Here is a 19,532-nt window from a genome sequence, read left to right on the forward strand (position 1 = left end):
TTCAAGGACCGCAGCGTGTTTTATGCTTCTTTTCCTATTCGTGAGCAGGCCAAACGCGGCGACTGGAACTATGAATTGAAGGCTGTATACACCGTCGGTATTCTGAACTTTGTGTTTGATGAAGACCGTGATGATGAGAATTATTTCCACCATGAAGTGAAACTGATGGATATCCATCGCAAGGAAGTGTTTTATGACAAGCTGACCTTTGTCTACTTGGAAATGCCCAAATTCCATAAGAGTGAGGACGAACTGGTTACACCGTTTGACAAGTGGATGTTTGTTTTGCACAATCTGTCTCGTTTGCTGGAACGCCCTGCCGCCTTGCAGGAACGTGTGTTTACCCGTCTTTTTGAGGCTGCCGAGATAGCGAGGTTTACTCCTCAGAAGCGGATGGAATATGAAGAGAGTTTGAAGGCTTATCGCGACTTGACCAATGTGATTGATACGGCAAAATGGAAAGGGCATGAGGAAGGATTGCAGGAAGGATTGCAGAAAGGCCGTGAAGAAGGATTGCAGAAAGGCAAATTGGAAGACGCCGAAAATTTACTTAGTTTAGGTGTTTCTCCTGAAATAATATCGAAAGCCACCGGATTGTCCATAAAGACTATCAATGACATGAAGATGAAACTTGAATAAACGACGGTCTCCGTGTGCTAGACGGATGTCACCTGCTTTGTAAACTCAGCAGTTATGAACATCTTACTTCTTTTATAATAGGATAGAATAAATAATTACATATTTTTTTCATTTGGGTCGAATCGTACTTCTTTCGGCCTGCTATTTTTATGGCCTTATTCGGTGTAGCGAGTAAAAGCTGCGTTACACTGTCAGGCTCCATACCTCATAAATATATATTTAAATAGTTTTTGCTACTGTCTGGGACGGTGGCAACAAACATGCTATGCGTATGATACAAACTAAAATAAGTTGATAGCTCTATGGAAGAAAGAAAAACAATTTATCTCTGTCTTGCTCACATGAGTGAAGACGGAATAGAGCAGAAATATGTAAAGGAAGCATTCGATACCAACTGGGTAGTGCCTTTGGGCCCCAATGTAAATGCTTTTGAGGAAGACCTCAAGAACTTTGTCGGGGGAAAGAATGAAGTTGTCGCACTTTCAGCGGGTACGGCTGCGGTACATCTTGCATTGATAGGCTGTGGCGTAGGGGCAGGTGATGAGGTGCTGGTACAAAGCTTTACTTTCTGTGCTTCATCGCATCCGGTTACTTATCTGGGTGCAAAGCCTGTGTTTGTCGGTTCTGAAAGGGATACATGGAACATGGACCCGGTGCTGCTGGAGGAAGCGATTAAAGACCGTATGGAGAAGACTGGCAGGAAACCCAAGGCGATTGTTCCGGTGGCGCTCTACGGTATGCCATACGACTGTGAGCGGATTATGGAGATTGCCAACCGCTATGACATTCCGGTAGTGGAGGATGCGGCAGAAGGGTTCGGTTCCAGGTTCGACGGCAGGGTGCTGGGCACTTTCGGCAGGTTTGGCGTGTTGTCTTTCAACGGCAACAAGATGATTACCACTTCGGGCGGCGGTGCTTTGATTTGCCGGGATGCCGAAGATAAAAATACGGTTATGTGGTATGCTACCCAGGCGCGCGATGCTTATCCTTATTATCAGCATACAGCAATCGGCTACAACTATCGCATGAGCAATGTCTGTGCCGGTATCGGCCGCGGACAGATGACGGTGGCGAATGCACATATTGCCCACCATAAGCATGTACAGGCTTTGTATGAAGAACTGTTGAAGGATGTGGAGGGTATCCACATTCACAGGCAGCCTGAGGATTCGCGTTATGATGCCAACTTCTGGCTGTGCACGGTTACCGTTGACCCTGATGTAAAGGTTGCCGGTCAGGAGAATGCGTATAAAGAAGTTATTAAGACAGCGGTGGGCGGTGCTGCCGGTGTGATTAAGGCAGTAGACAGTGCTACCACGGATTGCCAGCCCAATGAGAATGTGGAGGCAATGCGTGTCTTCATGCTCGCCAGGAAGATAGAGGTCCGCCCTGTGTGGAAGCCGATGCACAGGCAACCGGTCTATGCGGATGCGCCCCATTATACCAATGGGGTGGAAGAGGAAATCTTTAAGACCGGATTGTGTCTTCCCGCAGGTCCTTGGGTAAGTGATGAGGATGTGGCCTACATCGTGCAGACAATGAGGGATTGTATAAGAAAATAATGGACTATTATCGGTATTTGGATATGATTTGGAAATTATCAAACTGGTATTTTTCGAAAGATGCGTTGCCCTATTGGTGCATATTCGTTTTGGATTGCCTGATAGTGCTGGGCGCGGATTTCTTGGTTTATGCCCTGAATAACGGAATGCTTTCTTTACTGCAGAACTTCGGACAACTGGCGGGGGCTTTCTGCTTTTATCTGTTGTTCTATATGGTGAGTTTCCGGATGTTTCACACGTATTCGGGGGTGATTCGTTATTCTTCGTTCATCGATTTGCAGCGGATGGGGTTTGCCATGCTTACGGGCCTGTTGCTGATTATAGGTGTCAGGTATCTGCTGAATGAAGACTGCTGGCTGATGGCTGTCCGCATGAGGGATATCGGGCTTGCCGCACTGCTTGCCGTCTTGCTGATGTGGAGTGTGAGGGTGTTTGTGAAGTATCTGTATGACTCTACTTTTAACAGGAAACGCGGGAGACGTGTGTTTATCTATGGGGTGAAAACCGGTGGAGTGGGACTGGCCAAGAGTATCCGCAATCAGACGGCCTCTCAATATGTGGTGAGCGGTTTCGTTTCGGATTTGTCGGATATGCAGGGACGTTTCCTGATGGGAAAAAGGGTTTTCCCAAATGATGAGCGTCTGGTGGAAAGGATGGAGGACTGCAGGGCGCATATCTTGTTGGTCTCTCCGCTGAAGAATGAGGATGTTCGGAATAATCCTGAAATGGTGGATAGGCTGATAAAGGCGGGTATACGGATTTATATGATTCCTGCTGCGCAGGAGTGGGACGGCAAGAGTGACATCGACCACCGCCAGCTTAAGGAGGTGGATATTGAAGATTTACTGCCCCGCGATAAGATAGAAATAGACCTGAAAGCGGTGGAGGAACTGCTTGCAGGCAGAAGTATTTTGATAACGGGGGCTGCCGGCAGCATCGGCAGCGAGATGGTAAGGCAGATTGCCAGGTTCGGCCCACAGAAGCTTGTCCTGATAGACCAGGCGGAGACGCCCCTGCATGATATACGTCTGATGATGGCGCGCCGGTGGCCCGACATCAGTGCGGAGACCATTGTGAGTGATATCTGCATGAAGGAACGTATGGAGGAGATTTTCGACAGGTATCGTCCGGATTATGTGTTTCATGCGGCGGCGTATAAGCATGTGCCCATGATGGAGAATAATCCGGGGGAGAGTGTGCGCAATAATGTGGAGGGCACGCGTATCATTGCGGATTTGGCCGTGAAGTATCAGGCGAAGAAGTTTGTGATGGTGTCTACGGACAAGGCGGTGAATCCTACCAACGTGATGGGCTGCTCCAAGCGTATCTGCGAAATTTATGTGCAGAGTCTGGACAAGGCTGTGAAGGATGGCAAGGTGGAGGGTATCACCCAGTTTGTGACGACCCGCTTCGGCAATGTGCTGGGGTCGAACGGTTCGGTCATTCCGCTGTTCAAGGAACAGATTAGGCAGGGCGGCCCGATAACGGTGACGCATCCCGATATTATCCGTTTCTTTATGTTGATTCCCGAAGCCTGCAAGCTGGTGCTTGAGGCGGGTACAATGGGCAACGGCGGCGAGATTTTCGTGTTCGACATGGGTAAGCCGGTGAAGATTGTGGATTTGGCCCGGCGCATGATTCAGCTTAGCGGGGCGAAGGATGTGGAAATCAAGTTCACGGGGCTGCGCGACGGTGAGAAGTTGTACGAGGAGGTGCTGAATGAGGAAGAGACGACCAAGCCTACTTTCCATCCTAAAATCAAGATTGCGCAGGTGCGTGAGTATGATTATGCCGGGGTGTGCCGGCAGGTGGATGCTTTGGTCGGCTTCAGCGTGACGGAGGATGATATGCAGATTGTAAGGAAGATGAAGGAAATGGTTCCCGAATTCAAAAGTAAACATTCGGTGTATGAAGTATTGGATAAATGAGGGCGGGCACCGATGGCTTTTGTCGGTGTGCTTGTGGGTGGTGCTTGTTTGCACCGGAAGGGCGCAATCGGCGGAGAACACGCGGGTGGATGTGTTTATGGGAGCCGAATTGCATTATCGTGATATTTTTCACAATAAGATATATGAGGTGCTGGTGAACCTGACTCCCGGAGTGAAGTGGTATATGGGAAACCGCTGGCAGTTGGCGGGACAGGCCATCGTGCCTGTTTATAATGATTATGGCGACCGTTATAAGAAAGTCCGCCTGAACATGGCTGTGCTTAGCAAGGAATGGGACTGGCATCGAAGGCATTTTCTGAAAGTGAGCGGAGGGCTGTTTGCGATGGAACGCTACGGATGGGACGTGAAGTGGATGTATGCGGCTACGGACTGGCTTGCCTTGGACGCGCAGGCGGGATGGACGGGGTTTTGCTCCATGGCGGCGGGATGGGAGTGCAGCCCGATGGAGCGTTTGACGGCTCTTGCTGGGGTGCGCGCCTATCTGAAGGGGGTGAATACGGAACTCCGGGTGCGAGGCGGTCGTTTTCTGTACGAGGACTGCGGTGTGCAGGGGGAGGCGATGAGGCATTTCCGACATTGCACGGTGGGGGTATTTGCCCAATACACCGATGAGGGAAAAGAGAATTTTGGTTTTAAGGTGGTGATGATGATTCCTCCCTATAAACGGAGCAATAGAAGGGTGCGTTTCCGTCCGGCATCTAATTTCCGCCTGACGTATAATCAGGAGGCGGATGCTTATGCGGGTAAAATGTACACGACTGATCCTGAAGAGAATGAACGCGAAGGATGGTTTGACCGCAGTCGGTGGGACTGGGGTGCGAATGGCATGACGCCTGATTTTACTGTTAGGCAGAAAGGAGGCACTGAATGAAGATGAGATATATAATGGGGTGCTTTATGGCATTGCTGTTTTCGGTGACGGCCATGGCACAGCAGTATACGGGCATGAGCGGTTTGATACATGTTCCTTCAGCGGACATGAGTGAAGAGGGGGAGGCCCGCGTAGGGGGGCATTTCCTGAACCGGGAGTTTACCCCGAACGTGCTGACGTATGGAGAGGATAAATATCATACGATGGATTATTACCTGAGTGTCACGCCGTTCCGGTGGATGGAAATCGCGTATACCTGTACGCTTTTGAAATCGACGAGGATTATTGACGGTGTAGAAGATAAGGAGCATCCGGGGCTACACCGCAAGGACCGTTATTTTTCGCTCAAGTTACAGCCGCTCCGTGAAAAGCCGGGCAGGTGGTGGCCGAGTGTGGCGATAGGGGTCAATGACCTCGACCTCCGTGTAAACTGGCTGAAGACACAGCATGAGGAGAAGGTGTCACGTGTGGTGAACAGTTATTTTTCCAATTATTACATAGCCCTGTCCAAGCATTTCTGGCTGAAAGGGAATGTGGTGGGAGTGCACATGGCTTACCGCCACTGGAGATGGAGCCTGAACTCGAAATGGAACGGACCGGTGGGCGGCATCACGTTCAGCCCTTCGTTTCAGAGGAATTTCCGACTGATAGCGGAATATACGGGCGATGAGGTGAACGTGGGCTTTGACTGGAAGTTGTGGCGGCACTTGCTGATACAGTCTTCGCTGCAGGACGGCAAGTACTTTTCGGGCGGGGTGTGCTTCTGCATCAATCTGTTGTAAAGAAGAAAATCAATATCATTTTTTAATTTAATTAATCTATTATGTACAATTTAGTAAAAAAAGGAGCTTATATGCTCCTGATTGCCGGTTTGACCATGGGTGCAGCCGGTTGTAGTGATGACGATCCTGATTATGAAAATGTGACTCCTCCTGTAGTTGAGGTGGTTGCCAATACGCTGACAGGTGTCATTACCGGTATGGACGGTGAGGGAATTTCGGGTGCCAAGGTTTCATTGGGTGCGGATAATTCCGTTACGACCGGTGCCGATGGTATTTATCTGTTTAAGGATGTCAAGGCAGGTACTTACCAGGTGAAAGCGGAAGCTGAAGGCAAGTTGTCGCAAGAAGGCACACTGACTGTTGCCGACGAGAAAAAGAGCCAGAATCTGGTGTGGAATGCGGTACTTATCTCTGACGTGAAGAAGGAAGTGACTGTATCTGCTGAGGAGGCAAGTGAAGGAAAAGTGGAAACGGAGCACTTGAAAGGCAATGACGAGGCGAAGGTGGAAGTGAAGGCTGAAATTGCTGCCGGTGCTGTGGAAGCGGATACCGAGGAGGAAGTGAAGGTCGTTATCTCTCCGCTTTATAAGGAGGAAGATGTAGTGGCACGTGCTGCACGCGCTACGGATGAGACGATGCTGGTGGGGGCCAGTCTTTCTTGTAACCTGGAGGACGTTTCCTTGAAAAAAGCGATAGACCTGGGCTTTGAACTGGATTCCGAATTGGCAAGCAAGGTGGAGGCTAAACAGTACAAGAACGGTGAATGGGTGAAGGCAGACAGCCGTATCGAAGACGGCCGTGTGATTGTTGCCGCAACCGAGTTCGCCTCTTATGGTCTGTTCCTCGGTGTGGAATTCTCTGAGCAGAAGAGCACGGAAGCGGTTTCGTTTACACAAGGCAAATGGGATAACCTGTATGGTTCAAAGGATATGTCTGTGGGTGAGGCTGCCTATACTTATAAGGCAGGTACTGAAATCACTACCAAAGGTACAAGTAAACTGACTGCTCTCTTGGTAGAGAAGCTGGCGCAACGTTTTGGAGCAACGGTGGCTACTGTCAACGGCTCTTATCCCATCAATGTTACATTGCCTATCGGTACGATGCTGGAGATTAGTGGCGTGCAGACAAAATGGAGCGTATCGGCGAGTGCATTCGGCAAGTCGGCTTCCGGAACACGTTACGGTAATGTGACGGTTGCGGTTGTTACGTCCAATCGTCAGCACACAGGTGGTGGTAACTAGACTTATACTATATATGCCATTTCCGCGGCCGGTCGGAAAACAAATATAGCCGGTCAATTATATGTTAGAATAATTCACCCTTGTTCTTTGTGAAAAGCGCAAGGGCTATATTAGGGAGGCAATAGCGATTGTCTTCCTAATATTTTTTTATACCAACCGTTGTCGGTGTTCATATAATTGCGGGCGCTTGAAAAGTTTAAAATAAAAAAAGGTTGTGCCAGCATTGTGACACAACCTCATTCAATTTTTTTTTCTTGTATACTTTAATCGACTATGCGTTTGTTCAAGACGATATAAACAATTAGTCCAATAACGATAAGGGCAGCTGAACCACCTAAAACTGCATTATCATTAATAGCAGAACTTCCTGCACAGAAGATACCAACCAAAATAGCGGCACCAATGATCATAAGTATCAGACCTAAATTCTTAAGTAAGCTTTTCATGTGTGTATTTTATTAATAGATTATTTTTCTTGTGCACAAATTAAAGCATAATTCTCTTATGAAGGAAATTATTTTAGGAAAAAAAGATGAAAATGAAGAAATTCTTTAATCTTTGGTGTTCGTAAATATCTTCCTTAGTACATCTTGGCTCACTTTCAGTTCTTCCAACGTTAGTCCCTGCAAAGCTTCTTTCAATGTTTTATTGGCAATGAACCGTGCTTTTTCCTCCAGTTCACGTCCTGTCTTGGTTAAATGAATCAGGTTTGTGCGGCGGTCTTTCTTGTCCGATATACGGACCACCAGATGCTGACGTTCCATATTGTCGATAAGACGAGTCATGCTGGGCTTGTCTTTGAAAGTGGCATTACACAGTTCTTGCTGGGTTACTCCGTCCCGTTCCCACAAAAACAGAAGCACAGTCCATTGTTCGGGAGTAATGTCTACTCCGTTTTGACGGAAGTTGCGGCTCAGTTTCCTATTGATGGCTGCCGACACTTTTCCGTTCAGAATAGCGAATATCAGTTGGATGTCAAAACTAAATTGTTCTATCATATAATTATTGTTTAAACAACTTTGCAAAGATACGATTCTTATGGAAATAACGCAGAATTTAAGGACGAAAAAATACTAAAAGGCAAGGTTGATTGTAAAACGAAACTATATTTTTTGAAGAAAATACTTGCAACTCTTTGTGGATTAAGATAAAATGTCTACCTTTGCACTCGCAATTTAAAATTTTAATTTAATAATTTAATAAACGTAGTATGAATCAATACGAAACCGTTTTCATTTTGACTCCCGTTTTATCTGATGTTCAGATGAAGGAAGCGGTAGAGAAATTCAAAGGTATTCTGACTGCAGAAGGTGCAGAGATTATCAATGAAGAAAACTGGGGCTTGAAAAAATTGGCTTACCCCATCCAGAAAAAATCAACTGGTTTCTATCAGCTGATTGAGTTCAAAGCAGAACCGCAGGTAATTGAAAAGTTAGAAGTAAACTACCGTCGTGACGAACGTGTTATCCGTTTCCTGACTTTCAGAATGGATAAATACGCTGCTGAATACGCTGCTAAGAGAAGAAATGTTAAATCAACTAAAAAGGAGGATTAATCATGGCACAGCAACAATCAGAAATCAGATATTTAACTCCGCCCTCAGTAGACGTTAAAAAGAAAAAATACTGCCGTTTCAAAAAAAGTGGTATTAAGTATATCGATTACAAAGATCCTGAATTCTTGAAGAAATTCTTGAACGAACAGGGTAAAATCCTTCCTCGCCGTATTACCGGTACTTCTTTGAAGTTCCAACGTCGTATTGCGCAGGCTGTTAAGAGAGCACGTCACTTGGCGTTACTTCCATTTGTAACTGACATGATGAAATAATAAGGAGGAATAAGTATGGAAATAATTTTGAAAGAAGACGTAGTAAACTTAGGCTACAAGAATGATATTGTAACTGTAAAGTCAGGTTACGGCCGTAACTATCTTATTCCGACCGGTAAAGCTGTGATTGCTTCACCTGCTGCTAAGAAAATGTTGGCAGAAGAGTTGAAACAACGCGCTCACAAATTGGAAAAGATTAAGAAGGATGCTGAAGCTATGGCAGAACAGTTGAAGGATGTAACTTTGACTATTGCTACTAAAGTTAGTGCTACTGGTACTATCTTTGGTTCGGTTAGCAACATCCAGATTGCTGAAGAATTGGAAAAATTAGGCCACAAGGTCGACAGAAAGATTATCGTTGTGAAAGAGGCTGTGAAAGAAGTTGGTTCTTACAAAGCTATCGTTAAACTTCACAAGGAAGTTTCTGTAGAAATTCCGTTCGAAGTAGTTGCTGAATAATCTGTAAATACTTTAAGTATATGTTGAAGAAGCCCGGTTCGAAAGAGCCGGGCTTCTTCTGTTTAAACTAATTTGTCCTTGGGAGGAGATTTTGAAGAGTTTAGCTTGCTGGATGCATAAATTTCGCTACCTTTAGCACGTATTTTTATATAAGTAAACTATGAAAACAAACCTGACAGACAAGATGAAGTACATAAGTACAGAGTATAAATGTGGTGACTTCTTTCGCAATTTTATTGCCGTAGTGCTAGGTATTGTTATCACTTTTGCCGGTACTGACTTTATAAACACTGCCTCGCAAGAGAAGCAGATAAAGGAAAGCATGCAGATGATAAAAATAGAGCTAAGTGAGAATCTGAAAAGTATCAATTGGGCGGAGGATGCCTATTTGGATGAAATCAACTTCTTTCGGCTGTTGATACAAAAGCAGGATTCGCTTCAAACCATCGAGGCCTCTATCTTGGAAGACAATATCAATGCACCTTTTATTTCACGGGACATTGAGTATTCGGAAGATGCACTGGAAGTCCTGAAAAACTCGGCACTCATGCAGCAAATATCCGACAAAGGCTTTATCTTAAAGCTTTTGCAGGCCTATAAAGGTTGTAGAAAAATACATGGGACTAATGCAGATTATTATAAGCATAAGCAAGAGTATGTTACCCGGTTTATGTCTCATCCAACAGTTTACAATCCCCAAAAGAACTATAAAAACATTTATGAGGAATGGAAATTGAGATTGCAAGAAACTGAAATAAAGCAACTAATTCTGTCTATGCCAAATACCTTTGACGAAAATCCTTTTACTGCTCCCCAGAAAGCTATAAAAGAAATGATTGCATTGATAGATCAAACGTATAGGTAGACAGATGCAGGTAGTGGACATAAAAAAAGTCTGTTATGCTTTCGCATGGCAGACTTTCAATTCTCTCTAATGTTCGTTCTGAATATTATTCAGCTACAACTGCAGAGTCAGCAGCTACGCTATCAGCAGCAGCTACAGTGTCAACTACTTCAACAACAGCAGTTTCAACTGTTTCAACTGCAGTAGAGTCTGCGTTTTCAGCTTCATTGTTAGCAGCCTTGTTTCCGCAAGATGCGAAAGAAACAGCTGCAAATGCTACGAACAAAAATACTAATTTTTTCATTTTCTTTGCTTTTTAAATCTGTAATACTAAATAGTTGCTTTATTAAAACGTTGCAAAGGTATACACTTTTTCAATACGTTGTACTCCTGAGACCAACTTTTTTTCTATGTTTTTATGTTATACAACCTAAATTACTGATTTATAGTATGTTTTAAAACATGATTCTATTCCTCTGCAATGCTGTTGTAGAGAAAGCGTTTTATACTCTTTTTGGGAGTCTTTTCAAATTCGGTAGGATAAAGCTGGATGGTACTGACCTGTTCGTAGTTACCTACCAGTTTATTCAGATTTTTCAGATTCTCGTCCATTACTGTTTTTAGATTGTCAGGGGTGTTCAGTCCCAGAGAATCAAGGCTGTCGTAATCCGGATAAACCAAAGCCACAAGTTTCTTATTGCGCTCTATAATCAGACTTTCCAAAACGAAGGGCATGTTATTTAATTTCGCTTCAATTTCCTCGGGAAAGATATTCTGTCCGTTGGAACTTAACAGCATCGTTTTGCTGCGGCCGCGGATATATATGAAGCCGTTTGCGTCAATGGTTCCCAAGTCACCGGTCTTCAACCAGCCGTCTTCGGTAAATACTTCGCGGGTTGCTTCTTCGTTTTTATAATATCCTTTCATCACGTTTTCTCCGCGTACCTGAATTTCGCCTGTCGTATTGTAGGGGTCATCCGACTCGATGCGCGCTTCCATGATGTCGAGGATTTTTCCTGCAGAACCGGGGATGAAAGCACTCCATGGGGCATAGCTGATGAGCGGCCCGCATTCTGTCATGCCATATCCGATGGTAAAGGGGAATTTTATTTTGTAGAAGAAGTCTGTTACTTCAGGATTCATGGCTGCACCGCCAATGATAACTTCCTTGAACCGGCCGCCTAACGCATCAATCAGCTTTTTGCGGATTTGTGCATATATCTGATTGTCCAGCAAAGGAATATTCAGCGCCCATTTCATGCTGCGCTTGTTGATAAGCGGCTGGATGACATTCTTGTATATCTTTTCTATCACCAGGGGGACTGTAATAATCAGGTTGGGCTTCACTTCTTCGAATGCTTTCATCAGGATTTTCGGAGAGGGGGTTTTGCCTAACAGCGTGACGTGGGTTCCTACGGCTGTGGCGGTCAGAAAATCGAAGGCGCAACCATAAGCATGGGCCAATGGTAAGAAAGAAAGTACTTTTTCTCCTTTTTTCAACAGCTCTGTCCGGATGCCGAAGGTGACATTGCCTGCCAGGTTGTTGCCTGTCAGCATCACTCCTTTGCTGAAGCCGGTGGTGCCCGATGTATAGTTAAGCAACATCACTTTGTCATTGGACAGTTCGGTATAGATGATGTTTTCCTTCTGGAATCCTTTGGGATAGGCTTTTCTCATAGCCGTACCCATATTGCGCATGAATTTCTGAATCGTTTCTCCGTCACGTTGGTGCAGACAACGGTAGTCGGTCAATGAAAAGACTGCACGCAGGTTGCCCAATGCTTCTTCTTCCAGGTTTTCCCATATATTATCACTGACAAACAGGAAAGTGGATTCGGAATGATTGACAATATGATGAACGTCATTCGGCTTGAAATCTTGAAGAATGGGCACAACGATGGCTCCATAGGTGATGGTTGCCATATATGCTATGCACCAGCGAGAAGTATTCTTGCCTATGATTGAGATTTTGTCACCGCGCCGGAGGCTGCAATGTTGAAATAGCAAGTGTAATTTGGCTATTTCTTCCGCCACTTGTCCATACGTAAAGGTGTTGTCCTCGCCATAATCTGTGTAACATGGTAAATCCCAGTTTTCCTTAAAGCTATTCTCGTATAGCTTGATAAAGTTCTCTTTTATCATTGCACATTTTTTGATGTAATGTGCAAAAATAAGCATAATTATTGGTATTCTAAAAGAATTAAGGAGAATTATGCGTAACTTTGTCGCCTAAACAGATAAATTAGGTATGATTGATACGACGATATTTCAAAATAAAACAGCCGTTTATTATACATTGGGCTGCAAATTGAATTTCTCAGAAACCTCAACGATTGGCAAAACTCTGAAAGAAGCCGGTATCCGTACTGCGCGTAAAGGAGAAAAAGCTGATATTTGTGTCATAAATACGTGTTCGGTTACCGAAGTTGCCGACAAAAAGTGCCGTCAGGCTATTCACCGGCTGACTAAGCAGCATCCGGGTGCTTTTGTCGTTGTGACCGGATGTTATGCCCAGCTGAAACCGGAACAGGTGGCGAAGATTGAGGGGGTAGACGTTGTTCTCGGTGCAGAGCAGAAAGGGGAATTGATGAGTTATCTTGGAAATCTGGAAAAGCACGAGAAGGGAGAAGCCATTACAACGGCTACCAAGGATATTCGCAGTTTCTCTCCTTCGTGTTCGCGGGGAGACCGCACCCGTTATTTTTTGAAGGTACAGGACGGTTGTGACTACTTCTGTTCTTATTGTACGATTCCGTTTGCACGTGGGCGCAGCCGTAATGGACGGGTGGAAGAAATAGTGGCGCAAGCTCGTCAGGCTGCAGCCGAAGGGGGAAAGGAAATTGTGATTACCGGGGTAAATATCGGGGACTTTGGAAAGACGACCGGTGAAACATTCTTTGATTTGGTGAAGGAGCTGGATAAAGTAGAGGGGATTGAACGCTATCGTATCTCTTCCATCGAACCTAATTTGCTGACGGATGAGATTATCGAGTATGTCTCTCGTTCGCGTGCCTTTATGCCTCATTTCCATATTCCTTTGCAGAGTGGCAGTGATGATGTGCTGAAGTTGATGCGGCGCCGTTATGATACGGCATTGTTTGCTTCCAAAATTCATAAAATCAAGGATATCATGCCGGATGCGTTTATCGGTGTGGATGTGATTGTAGGGACTCGGGGTGAGACGGAGGAGTATTTTGAAGACGCATACCGTTTTATCGAGGGGCTGGAGGTGACCCAACTTCATGTGTTCAGTTATTCTGAACGTCCCGGCACTCAGGCGTTGAAAATAGAGCACGTGGTTTCTCCCGAAGAGAAACATAAGCGCAGCCAGCGTCTATTGGCGCTTTCGGATGAAAAGACAAAGGCCTTTTATGCCAAGCATATAGGCAAAGAGGCTGTCGTGCTGGCTGAAAAGTCGAAGGCGGGAATGCCGATGCATGGCTTTACGGATAATTATATCCGTGTGGAATTGGAACACGATGATGCGCTTGACAATCGACTGGTGCGGGTGAAGTTAGGTGATTTTGATGAAGACGGCACTGCCTTGAAAGGTACAATTATATGAAAAAGATATCAGTGGTCATATTGAATTGGAATGGGGAAGCCATGCTTCGCCAATTTCTTCCTTCGGTGGTGGAATATTCTGAAGCGGAAGGAGTGGAGGTGTGTGTAGCTGATAATGCTTCGTCGGATGCGTCGTGTGATGTGGTGAGGAAAGAATTTCCTTCTGTGCGCCTGATTGAACTGGAAGAAAACTATGGCTTTGCCGAAGGGTATAACCGTGCCTTGCAGCAGGTGGATGCGGAATATGCGGTTCTTTTGAACAGTGATGTAGAAGTGACGCCCCATTGGTTGGAGCCTTTGCTGCATTTTATGGAGGCTCATCCCGAAGTGGCTGCTTGCCAGCCCAAACTTCTGAGCCGGCGCAATAAAGAGTTTTTTGAGTATGCCGGTGCTGCAGGAGGGTATATCGACCGTTATGGTTACCCTTTTTGTCGCGGACGGATTTTTGAAACGGTAGAGAAGGATGACGGCCAGTATGATACGGTAATGCCTGTGTTCTGGGTGAGCGGGGCTGCCTTTTTTGTCCGTTTGGAAGATTATCGCGAGGCAGGGGGACTGGATGGGAGCTTTTTTGCCCACATGGAGGAAATCGACCTTTGCTGGCGTCTTCGCAGCCGTGGAAGGGGATTGGTGTGTATTCCGCAAAGTGTGGTGTATCATGTAGGTGCAGCTACGTTGAAAAAAGAAAGTCCCCGGAAAACATATCTGAACTTTCGCAATAATTTATTGATGCTTTACAAGAATTTGCCCGAAAAGGAATTAAATCACGTGCTTCGCGTGCGTAGTTTGCTGGATAGGATTGCGGTGGTAGTTTTTTATCTTAAGAAGGATAAAGAGAATGCTAAGGCTGTTCTTCAGGCAAGGAAAGATTTTGAGAGCACCCGTTATGGTTTTGCTTCTGCCCGCGTAGAGAATATGATGAAGGCTGCCGACGGGCCTATTCCCGAAAGAGTGGGGTATAGCATTTTATGGAAATATCATGCGTTGGGCAAGAAAAGGTTCTCACAACTGCGTAATTTTGTGAAAGGACTGACTGCCTGAATGTAATGCAGTTGACATAAAAACTTTGACTTATATCAATGAAATCCGTTTCTTTCGTGAGAAAAAACGGATTTCATTTGTTTTAATATATAGAGTAATTAACTTTGTTTTCATCTCGGCAGGCGAGGGGTAAACAAAATATTGTATATTAAAAAATGCGACTATGGACAAGTTGGTTAGAAAGATTGGTTTGGTGGCACATGATGCCATGAAGAAAGACCTGATAGAATGGGTTCTTTGGAACTCGGAACGGTTGGTGGGTCATAAGTTTTATTGCACGGGAACTACAGGGACACTTATTCGGGAAGCATTGAAGGAGAAACATCCGGATGTGGAATGGGATATCACTATCTTGAAATCAGGACCGCTGGGTGGTGACCAGCAGATTGGGTCACGCATTGTGGAAGGGGAAATAGATTATCTTTTTTTCTTTACCGACCCGATGACTCTCCAGCCGCATGATACGGATGTAAAGGCATTGACCCGTTTGGCGGGCGTGGAGAATATTGTTTTCTGCTGTAATCGTTCTACGGCTGACCATATCATAACCAGCCCTCTGTTTCTTGACCGGGAATATGAGCGTACCCATCCGGATTATACCGGATATACTCAGCGTTTTGCCAATAAACCGGTGGTGTCTGAGGCAGTGGAGCAGGTCAAGAAGCGAAAAGGCAGAAGGAACAAATAATGGAGGATGTGTCAAAACAAAAATGACCCTTCCGAAAAGTTATAGATTGTAACTACCCAATTTAAAAGAGCCGTATCGAACTCTGTTTCGAGTAATGATACGGCTCTTTCTCTTGCTTTTTAGGATGCTCAAGTCTCAGACTAAAAGTTCTTCTTTGGTTTAATTCAATTTTGACACATCCTCGTAAGGTGTATCTTATCGGTCGTAGTGCACGGCGACTCCTACTTTTTGACAATCCGCCCCCATAGGCGGATTTTCTTTGAATAGACGGATATCTATTTCCTCGATAGCGGAAAAGTCATGGAACAGCCGCTCCGCTATGCGTTCACACACGTGTTCTAATAATCGGGAAGGGGTTTTCATCACTTCCTTTACTGCGGTATGCACGTCGGCATAGCTCACGGTTCCCTCCAGTCTGTCTGTTTGGGCAGCATGGATAAAGTTTGTTTTTAATTTTAAGTCAATAGTAAAATTGGCTCCCACAACCGTTTCTTGCGGGTCTACTCCGTGGCGGGCAAAGAATTTGATACCTTCCAGGCATATATACATCGATGTTGCTTTCATACTTCCGGTTTAATGAATGGACAAATATAAGGTACTTTTTTCTTGTGGGAAAGAACTGATAAGAGATTTTTGTGGAAAGACCGGATAAAAAGGCTCAGCTTGAAATCTTGGGGAGTAGCATATCATATCGCTAACCAAAGGAAGAGTAAGCCGTTTCTTAGGGTCAGCCAAGTCCTTTTAAACGGAAGATTATTACAGTCTACTACGGCAGACTGTACAGACCGTTACGGTGGACTGTACGGTCTACGGCAACGGACTATACAGTTCATTGCCGAAGACTGTAGCAATTCGACTGATAGACAGGCATAATCGAAAGGACGAAGATGCTTCGTCCGGCTAATGAAACGACTTAGGGAAGTTCAAAACCTATGCAGAGTTTCAATACCCCATGATTTCAAACGGGTCAAGTCAAAAAGTATGTGGGTATAATATTTGAGAAACATTTAAAGTTTACAATGCTAAAAACATACATACTTCCAAAGTATTATAAATCAAGTACATCACACGAACACCTGATTGGACGTCAGCATTGTAACTCATAGTTCACGCTTGTCACTCACAGGGCTTTCGGATTGACCCTTTTAAACTGAACCATAAAAAAAGGATGGGGTGGGGAAGAGGGACAGTGGTGGTAGCTGAAGAAACAGAGCAGTAGAGGTAGCAGCAGTAGAGATAGTAACTGCAGAGTAGTAGCAGAGGTAGTAGCCGGCAGCAGTAGTCAGTAGTAGCACCGGTAGTCATTAGCAGCCAGTAACAGCACCAGTAGCAGCAGCAGCAGAAGAAGAAGAAGAAGAAGAAGAAGAAGAAGAAGAAGAAGAAGAAGTGCTAAAAGAAAGAGGAACTGCCTGTATCGAATGGCAGTTCCTCTTTTCTTCTCTTTTTGTGATTACATTATATAATAAACCATTATCCGCATCTTGACGCTCCACATGTCTTACAGATAAGGCATCCCTCCTGGTAAACGAGAGTCTCATGTCCGCAATTCGGACACTTCTGACCGTCGGCTTTGGTTCCGTCGGTAACGTACTTTTTCAAGGCACGTTCTACACCGTTCTTCCATGTATTGATACTTTCGCTGTCCAATTGCAGTGAGTCCACCAACTTAATGACACGGTCGATAGGCATACGCCAGCGGAGCACACCTGAAATCAGTTTGGCATAGTTCCAGTATTCTTTGTTGAATTTCTCGGACAAGCCTTCGATAGTCGTCTTGTATCCGCGCTTGTTTTCAAACTGGAAGTCGTAGTGTTTGTTGCCGTCTTCGTCTACATTTTTAATGATTCGTCCGCTAGTGACGGATTTCGGCAATAAGATACCTTCTTCATCGTCTTGCAGACCGGTGAATATCTCGTATGGATGACCGTCCAGCAGGCCGACAAAGGCTACCCATTTTTCTTTATTGTTCTGGAAACGGATTACATCAGCTTCCAATACTTTCGGACGGACCTCGACTACCGTAGGCGGCTTGCAAGGTGGCATCTCTTCTTTCTTATCCTTCTTCTTGTTGGAAATCAATACGCCGGAACGTGAACCGTCACGATATACGGTACAGCCTTTGCAACCCGAGCGCCATGCTTCTACGTAAAGACGGTTTACGAGGTCTTCGTCCACATCGTTTGGCAAGTTGATAGTGACACTGATGGAATGGTCTACCCATTTCTGGATGCGGCCTTGCATCTTGACTTTCATCAGCCAGTCTACATCATTTGATGTGGCCTTATAATATGGTGATTTCTCAACTAATTGGTCTATCTCTTCCTGTGTATAACGTTTGGCAGGGTCGTAGCCGTTTATTTCCATCCATGTTACGAACTTATGGTGGAATACCACATATTCTTCGAAGGCGTCACCTGTTTCATCCACAAAATCAACATGCACTTGCGGGTCATTCGGGTTGACTTTTCTTCTACGCTTGTAAACAGGCATAAACACAGGTTCAATGCCCGAAGTAGTCTGAGTCATCAAGCTGGTGGTGCCTGTCGGTGCAATGGTCAGACAGGCAATGTTACGGCGTCCGTATTTGAGCATGTCTTCATACAATTTCGAATCGGCTTCTTTCAAGCGGTTGATGAAGGGATTGTTTTTCTCTCTTTCGCTGTCATAGATGGCGAAGGCACCGCGTTCTTTTGCCATTTCTACAGAAGAACGATATGCTTCCAAGGCAACGGTCTTATGTACTTTTTCCGAGAATTCGGTTGCCTCTTCTGTTCCATAGCGTAATCCCATAGCGGCCAGCATATCTCCTTCGGCAGTAATACCTACACCGGTGCGGCGTCCCTGACCGCTTTTCTTGTATATTTTCTCCCACAGATGTCTTTCTGCCCCTTTCACTTCTTCATTTTCAGGGTCAGATTCTATCTTGGTCATAATTCTTTCGATTTTCTCCAGCTCCAAATCGATAATGTCGTCCATGATACGCTGTGCCAAAGCAACGTGCTTTTTGAACAGTTCAAAATCGAAATAGGCATCCTTGGTGAATGGATTGACTACATAAGAATATAGATTGATAGCCAGCAGGCGGCATGAGTCATAAGGACATAATGGAATCTCGCCGCAAGGATTGGTAGACACCGTGCGGTAGCCTAAGTCTGCATAACAGTCGGGGACGGATTCACGTATGATGGTATCCCAGAACAGCACGCCCGGTTCTGCCGATTTCCACGCATTGTGTACAATCTTTTTCCATAAAGCCGAAGCGTCTATTTCTTTGGTTGTCGAAGGAGTGGCAGCATCGATAGGATATTGTTGTGTATACGGAGTACCGTCAATGGCTGCCTGCATGAAAGCATCGTCCAATTTTACAGAAACATTGGCTCCTGTAACTTTGCCTTCTGTCATCTTGGCGTCAATAAATGCTTCTGAATCGGGATGCTTGATAGATACACTCAGCATCAATGCACCGCGACGACCGTCCTGGGCCACTTCGCGGGTGGAGTTTGAATAACGCTCCATAAAAGGAACCAATCCTGTAGAAGTCAATGCTGAGTTCTTGACCGGTGAACCTTTCGGACGGATGTGGGACAAATCATGACCTACTCCTCCACGGCGTTTCATCAGCTGAACCTGTTCTTCATCAATACGGATAATGGCGCCGTAAGAATCAGCCGCACCTTCCATTCCGATAACAAAACAATTGGACAATGATGCTACTTGATAATCATTGCCGATACCTGTCATCGGGCTTCCTTGTGGAACGATGTACTTAAAATGGTCCAATAACTCGTAAAGTTGTTGTGCGTCCAGCCCATTTTTATATTTGCTTTCAATGCGGGCCACTTCATTGGCAATACGCCAATGCATGTCTTCCGGTGACTTTTCGTAAATATTACCGAAAGAGTCCTTTACTGCGTATTTGTTTACCCAAACCCTTGCAGCAAGTTCATCACCCTTAAAGTATTGTAAAGATGCTTCAAAGGCTTCATCGTAGGAATAAGTTTGTTTTTCCACTTTTATATTCAGATTTACTATATTTATCAATAAGTTTAAAGATGTAGAAGTCCT

Annotated in this window: 19 protein-coding genes; 13 read left to right on the top strand and 6 right to left on the bottom strand. The window is 45.1% G+C overall.

The window, feature by feature from the left end:
- From IR173_RS06370 to IR173_RS06395, 6 genes are all read left to right on the top strand, one after another.
- Positions 1–639: Rpn family recombination-promoting nuclease/putative transposase (locus IR173_RS06370; protein WP_237038837.1), on the top strand; the 639-nt coding region annotated here is incomplete at its 5' end.
- A 302-nt stretch (positions 640–941) separates the two neighbouring features.
- Positions 942–2,201 (top strand): DegT/DnrJ/EryC1/StrS family aminotransferase, encoded by a 1,260-nt coding sequence (locus tag IR173_RS06375; protein ID WP_237038838.1) that lies wholly within the window; start codon positions 942–944, stop codon positions 2,199–2,201.
- Positions 2,201–4,129 (top strand): polysaccharide biosynthesis protein, encoded by a 1,929-nt coding sequence (locus tag IR173_RS06380; protein ID WP_237038839.1) that lies wholly within the window; start codon positions 2,201–2,203, stop codon positions 4,127–4,129. The genes IR173_RS06375 and IR173_RS06380 overlap by 1 nt, the downstream gene beginning before the upstream one ends.
- Before the next feature lie 97 nt (positions 4,130–4,226).
- Positions 4,227–5,021 (top strand): YjbH domain-containing protein, encoded by a 795-nt coding sequence (locus IR173_RS06385; protein WP_394800648.1) that lies wholly within the window; start codon positions 4,227–4,229, stop codon positions 5,019–5,021.
- On the top strand, positions 5,018–5,803 hold the full coding sequence (locus IR173_RS06390) for a YjbH domain-containing protein (protein WP_237038841.1): 786 nt from the start codon (positions 5,018–5,020) through the stop codon (positions 5,801–5,803). Before IR173_RS06385 ends, IR173_RS06390 begins: the two co-directional genes overlap by 4 nt.
- Positions 5,804–5,844: 41 nt before the next feature.
- Positions 5,845–7,044, top strand: a complete 1,200-nt coding sequence (locus tag IR173_RS06395; protein ID WP_237038842.1) for a carboxypeptidase-like regulatory domain-containing protein — start codon at positions 5,845–5,847, stop codon at positions 7,042–7,044.
- A gap of 263 nt (positions 7,045–7,307) precedes the next feature.
- Here the strand turns inward: IR173_RS06395 and IR173_RS06400 are convergent, their stop codons facing one another.
- Positions 7,308–7,490 (bottom strand): hypothetical protein, encoded by a 183-nt coding sequence (locus IR173_RS06400; RefSeq protein ID WP_237038843.1) that lies wholly within the window; start codon positions 7,488–7,490, stop codon positions 7,308–7,310.
- A gap of 105 nt (positions 7,491–7,595) precedes the next feature.
- On the bottom strand, positions 7,596–8,042 hold the full coding sequence (locus IR173_RS06405; protein ID WP_237038844.1) for a MarR family winged helix-turn-helix transcriptional regulator: 447 nt from the start codon (positions 8,040–8,042) through the stop codon (positions 7,596–7,598).
- A gap of 212 nt (positions 8,043–8,254) precedes the next feature.
- Between IR173_RS06405 and rpsF the strand changes: the two genes are divergently transcribed.
- The 4 genes from rpsF (at position 8,255) to IR173_RS06425 (ending at position 10,195) form a co-directional block, all read left to right on the top strand.
- On the top strand, positions 8,255–8,599 hold the full coding sequence (gene rpsF, locus IR173_RS06410) for a 30S ribosomal protein S6 (RefSeq protein WP_237038845.1): 345 nt from the start codon (positions 8,255–8,257) through the stop codon (positions 8,597–8,599).
- A gap of 2 nt (positions 8,600–8,601) precedes the next feature.
- Positions 8,602–8,871: a 30S ribosomal protein S18 gene (gene rpsR, locus IR173_RS06415; RefSeq protein WP_005841178.1), complete on the top strand. Its 270-nt coding sequence runs from the start codon at positions 8,602–8,604 to the stop codon at positions 8,869–8,871.
- A gap of 15 nt (positions 8,872–8,886) precedes the next feature.
- The gene (gene rplI / locus IR173_RS06420) at positions 8,887–9,330 is read left to right on the top strand and encodes a 50S ribosomal protein L9 (RefSeq protein ID WP_237038846.1); all 444 of its coding nucleotides are present in this window, start codon (positions 8,887–8,889) and stop codon (positions 9,328–9,330) included.
- Between the two features lie 160 nt (positions 9,331–9,490).
- Positions 9,491–10,195, top strand: coding sequence for a hypothetical protein (locus IR173_RS06425; RefSeq protein WP_237038847.1), 705 nt, complete (start codon positions 9,491–9,493; stop codon positions 10,193–10,195).
- 85 nt (positions 10,196–10,280) lie between these two features.
- Here the strand turns inward: IR173_RS06425 and IR173_RS06430 are convergent, their stop codons facing one another.
- Together IR173_RS06430 and IR173_RS06435 are read right to left on the bottom strand one after the other, a co-directional pair.
- Complete coding sequence (locus IR173_RS06430) at positions 10,281–10,478, bottom strand: PG1828 family lipoprotein (RefSeq protein WP_237038848.1); 198 nt, start codon at positions 10,476–10,478, stop codon at positions 10,281–10,283.
- Between the two features lie 164 nt (positions 10,479–10,642).
- The gene (locus IR173_RS06435; RefSeq protein ID WP_237038849.1) at positions 10,643–12,316 is read right to left on the bottom strand and encodes a long-chain fatty acid--CoA ligase; all 1,674 of its coding nucleotides are present in this window, start codon (positions 12,314–12,316) and stop codon (positions 10,643–10,645) included.
- A gap of 106 nt (positions 12,317–12,422) precedes the next feature.
- On the opposite strand from IR173_RS06435, the gene mtaB reads away from it, so the two are divergent.
- From mtaB to IR173_RS06450, 3 genes are all read left to right on the top strand, one after another.
- The gene (gene mtaB / locus IR173_RS06440; protein ID WP_237038850.1) at positions 12,423–13,739 is read left to right on the top strand and encodes a tRNA (N(6)-L-threonylcarbamoyladenosine(37)-C(2))-methylthiotransferase MtaB; all 1,317 of its coding nucleotides are present in this window, start codon (positions 12,423–12,425) and stop codon (positions 13,737–13,739) included.
- On the top strand, positions 13,736–14,779 hold the full coding sequence (locus tag IR173_RS06445; protein WP_237038851.1) for a glycosyltransferase family 2 protein: 1,044 nt from the start codon (positions 13,736–13,738) through the stop codon (positions 14,777–14,779). The genes mtaB and IR173_RS06445 overlap by 4 nt, the downstream gene beginning before the upstream one ends.
- Before the next feature lie 163 nt (positions 14,780–14,942).
- Positions 14,943–15,467 (top strand): methylglyoxal synthase, encoded by a 525-nt coding sequence (locus tag IR173_RS06450; RefSeq protein ID WP_237038852.1) that lies wholly within the window; start codon positions 14,943–14,945, stop codon positions 15,465–15,467.
- A gap of 195 nt (positions 15,468–15,662) precedes the next feature.
- Here the strand turns inward: IR173_RS06450 and folB are convergent, their stop codons facing one another.
- On the bottom strand, positions 15,663–16,031 hold the full coding sequence (gene folB, locus IR173_RS06455; RefSeq protein WP_237038853.1) for a dihydroneopterin aldolase: 369 nt from the start codon (positions 16,029–16,031) through the stop codon (positions 15,663–15,665).
- Between the two features lie 906 nt (positions 16,032–16,937).
- Positions 16,938–19,478, bottom strand: a complete 2,541-nt coding sequence (locus IR173_RS06460) for an adenosylcobalamin-dependent ribonucleoside-diphosphate reductase (RefSeq protein WP_237039007.1) — start codon at positions 19,476–19,478, stop codon at positions 16,938–16,940.
- Between the last annotated feature and the right edge of the window lie 54 nt (positions 19,479–19,532).

Origin of the sequence: Phocaeicola faecalis, from assembly GCF_021730445.1 — a bacterium.
In the GTDB taxonomy this organism is placed as follows: domain Bacteria; phylum Bacteroidota; class Bacteroidia; order Bacteroidales; family Bacteroidaceae; genus Phocaeicola; species Phocaeicola faecalis.

Bases quoted from the DNA above. Each gene is read 5' to 3' on its own strand.
- IR173_RS06375 (WP_237038838.1), top strand. From the start codon at position 942: ATGGAAGAAAGAAAAACAATTTATCTCTGTCTTGCTCACATGAGTGAA.
- IR173_RS06380 (WP_237038839.1), top strand. From the start codon at position 2,201: ATGGACTATTATCGGTATTTGGATATGATTTGGAAATTATCAAACTGG.
- IR173_RS06385 (WP_394800648.1), top strand. From the start codon at position 4,227: ATGGGAGCCGAATTGCATTATCGTGATATTTTTCACAATAAGATATAT.
- IR173_RS06390 (WP_237038841.1), top strand. From the start codon at position 5,018: ATGAAGATGAGATATATAATGGGGTGCTTTATGGCATTGCTGTTTTCG.
- IR173_RS06395 (WP_237038842.1), top strand. From the start codon at position 5,845: ATGTACAATTTAGTAAAAAAAGGAGCTTATATGCTCCTGATTGCCGGT.
- IR173_RS06400 (WP_237038843.1), bottom strand. From the start codon at position 7,490: ATGAAAAGCTTACTTAAGAATTTAGGTCTGATACTTATGATCATTGGT.
- IR173_RS06405 (WP_237038844.1), bottom strand. From the start codon at position 8,042: ATGATAGAACAATTTAGTTTTGACATCCAACTGATATTCGCTATTCTG.
- rpsF (WP_237038845.1), top strand. From the start codon at position 8,255: ATGAATCAATACGAAACCGTTTTCATTTTGACTCCCGTTTTATCTGAT.
- rpsR (WP_005841178.1), top strand. From the start codon at position 8,602: ATGGCACAGCAACAATCAGAAATCAGATATTTAACTCCGCCCTCAGTA.
- rplI (WP_237038846.1), top strand. From the start codon at position 8,887: ATGGAAATAATTTTGAAAGAAGACGTAGTAAACTTAGGCTACAAGAAT.
- IR173_RS06425 (WP_237038847.1), top strand. From the start codon at position 9,491: ATGAAAACAAACCTGACAGACAAGATGAAGTACATAAGTACAGAGTAT.
- IR173_RS06430 (WP_237038848.1), bottom strand. From the start codon at position 10,478: ATGAAAAAATTAGTATTTTTGTTCGTAGCATTTGCAGCTGTTTCTTTC.
- IR173_RS06435 (WP_237038849.1), bottom strand. From the start codon at position 12,316: ATGATAAAAGAGAACTTTATCAAGCTATACGAGAATAGCTTTAAGGAA.
- mtaB (WP_237038850.1), top strand. From the start codon at position 12,423: ATGATTGATACGACGATATTTCAAAATAAAACAGCCGTTTATTATACA.
- IR173_RS06445 (WP_237038851.1), top strand. From the start codon at position 13,736: ATGAAAAAGATATCAGTGGTCATATTGAATTGGAATGGGGAAGCCATG.
- IR173_RS06450 (WP_237038852.1), top strand. From the start codon at position 14,943: ATGGACAAGTTGGTTAGAAAGATTGGTTTGGTGGCACATGATGCCATG.
- folB (WP_237038853.1), bottom strand. From the start codon at position 16,031: ATGAAAGCAACATCGATGTATATATGCCTGGAAGGTATCAAATTCTTT.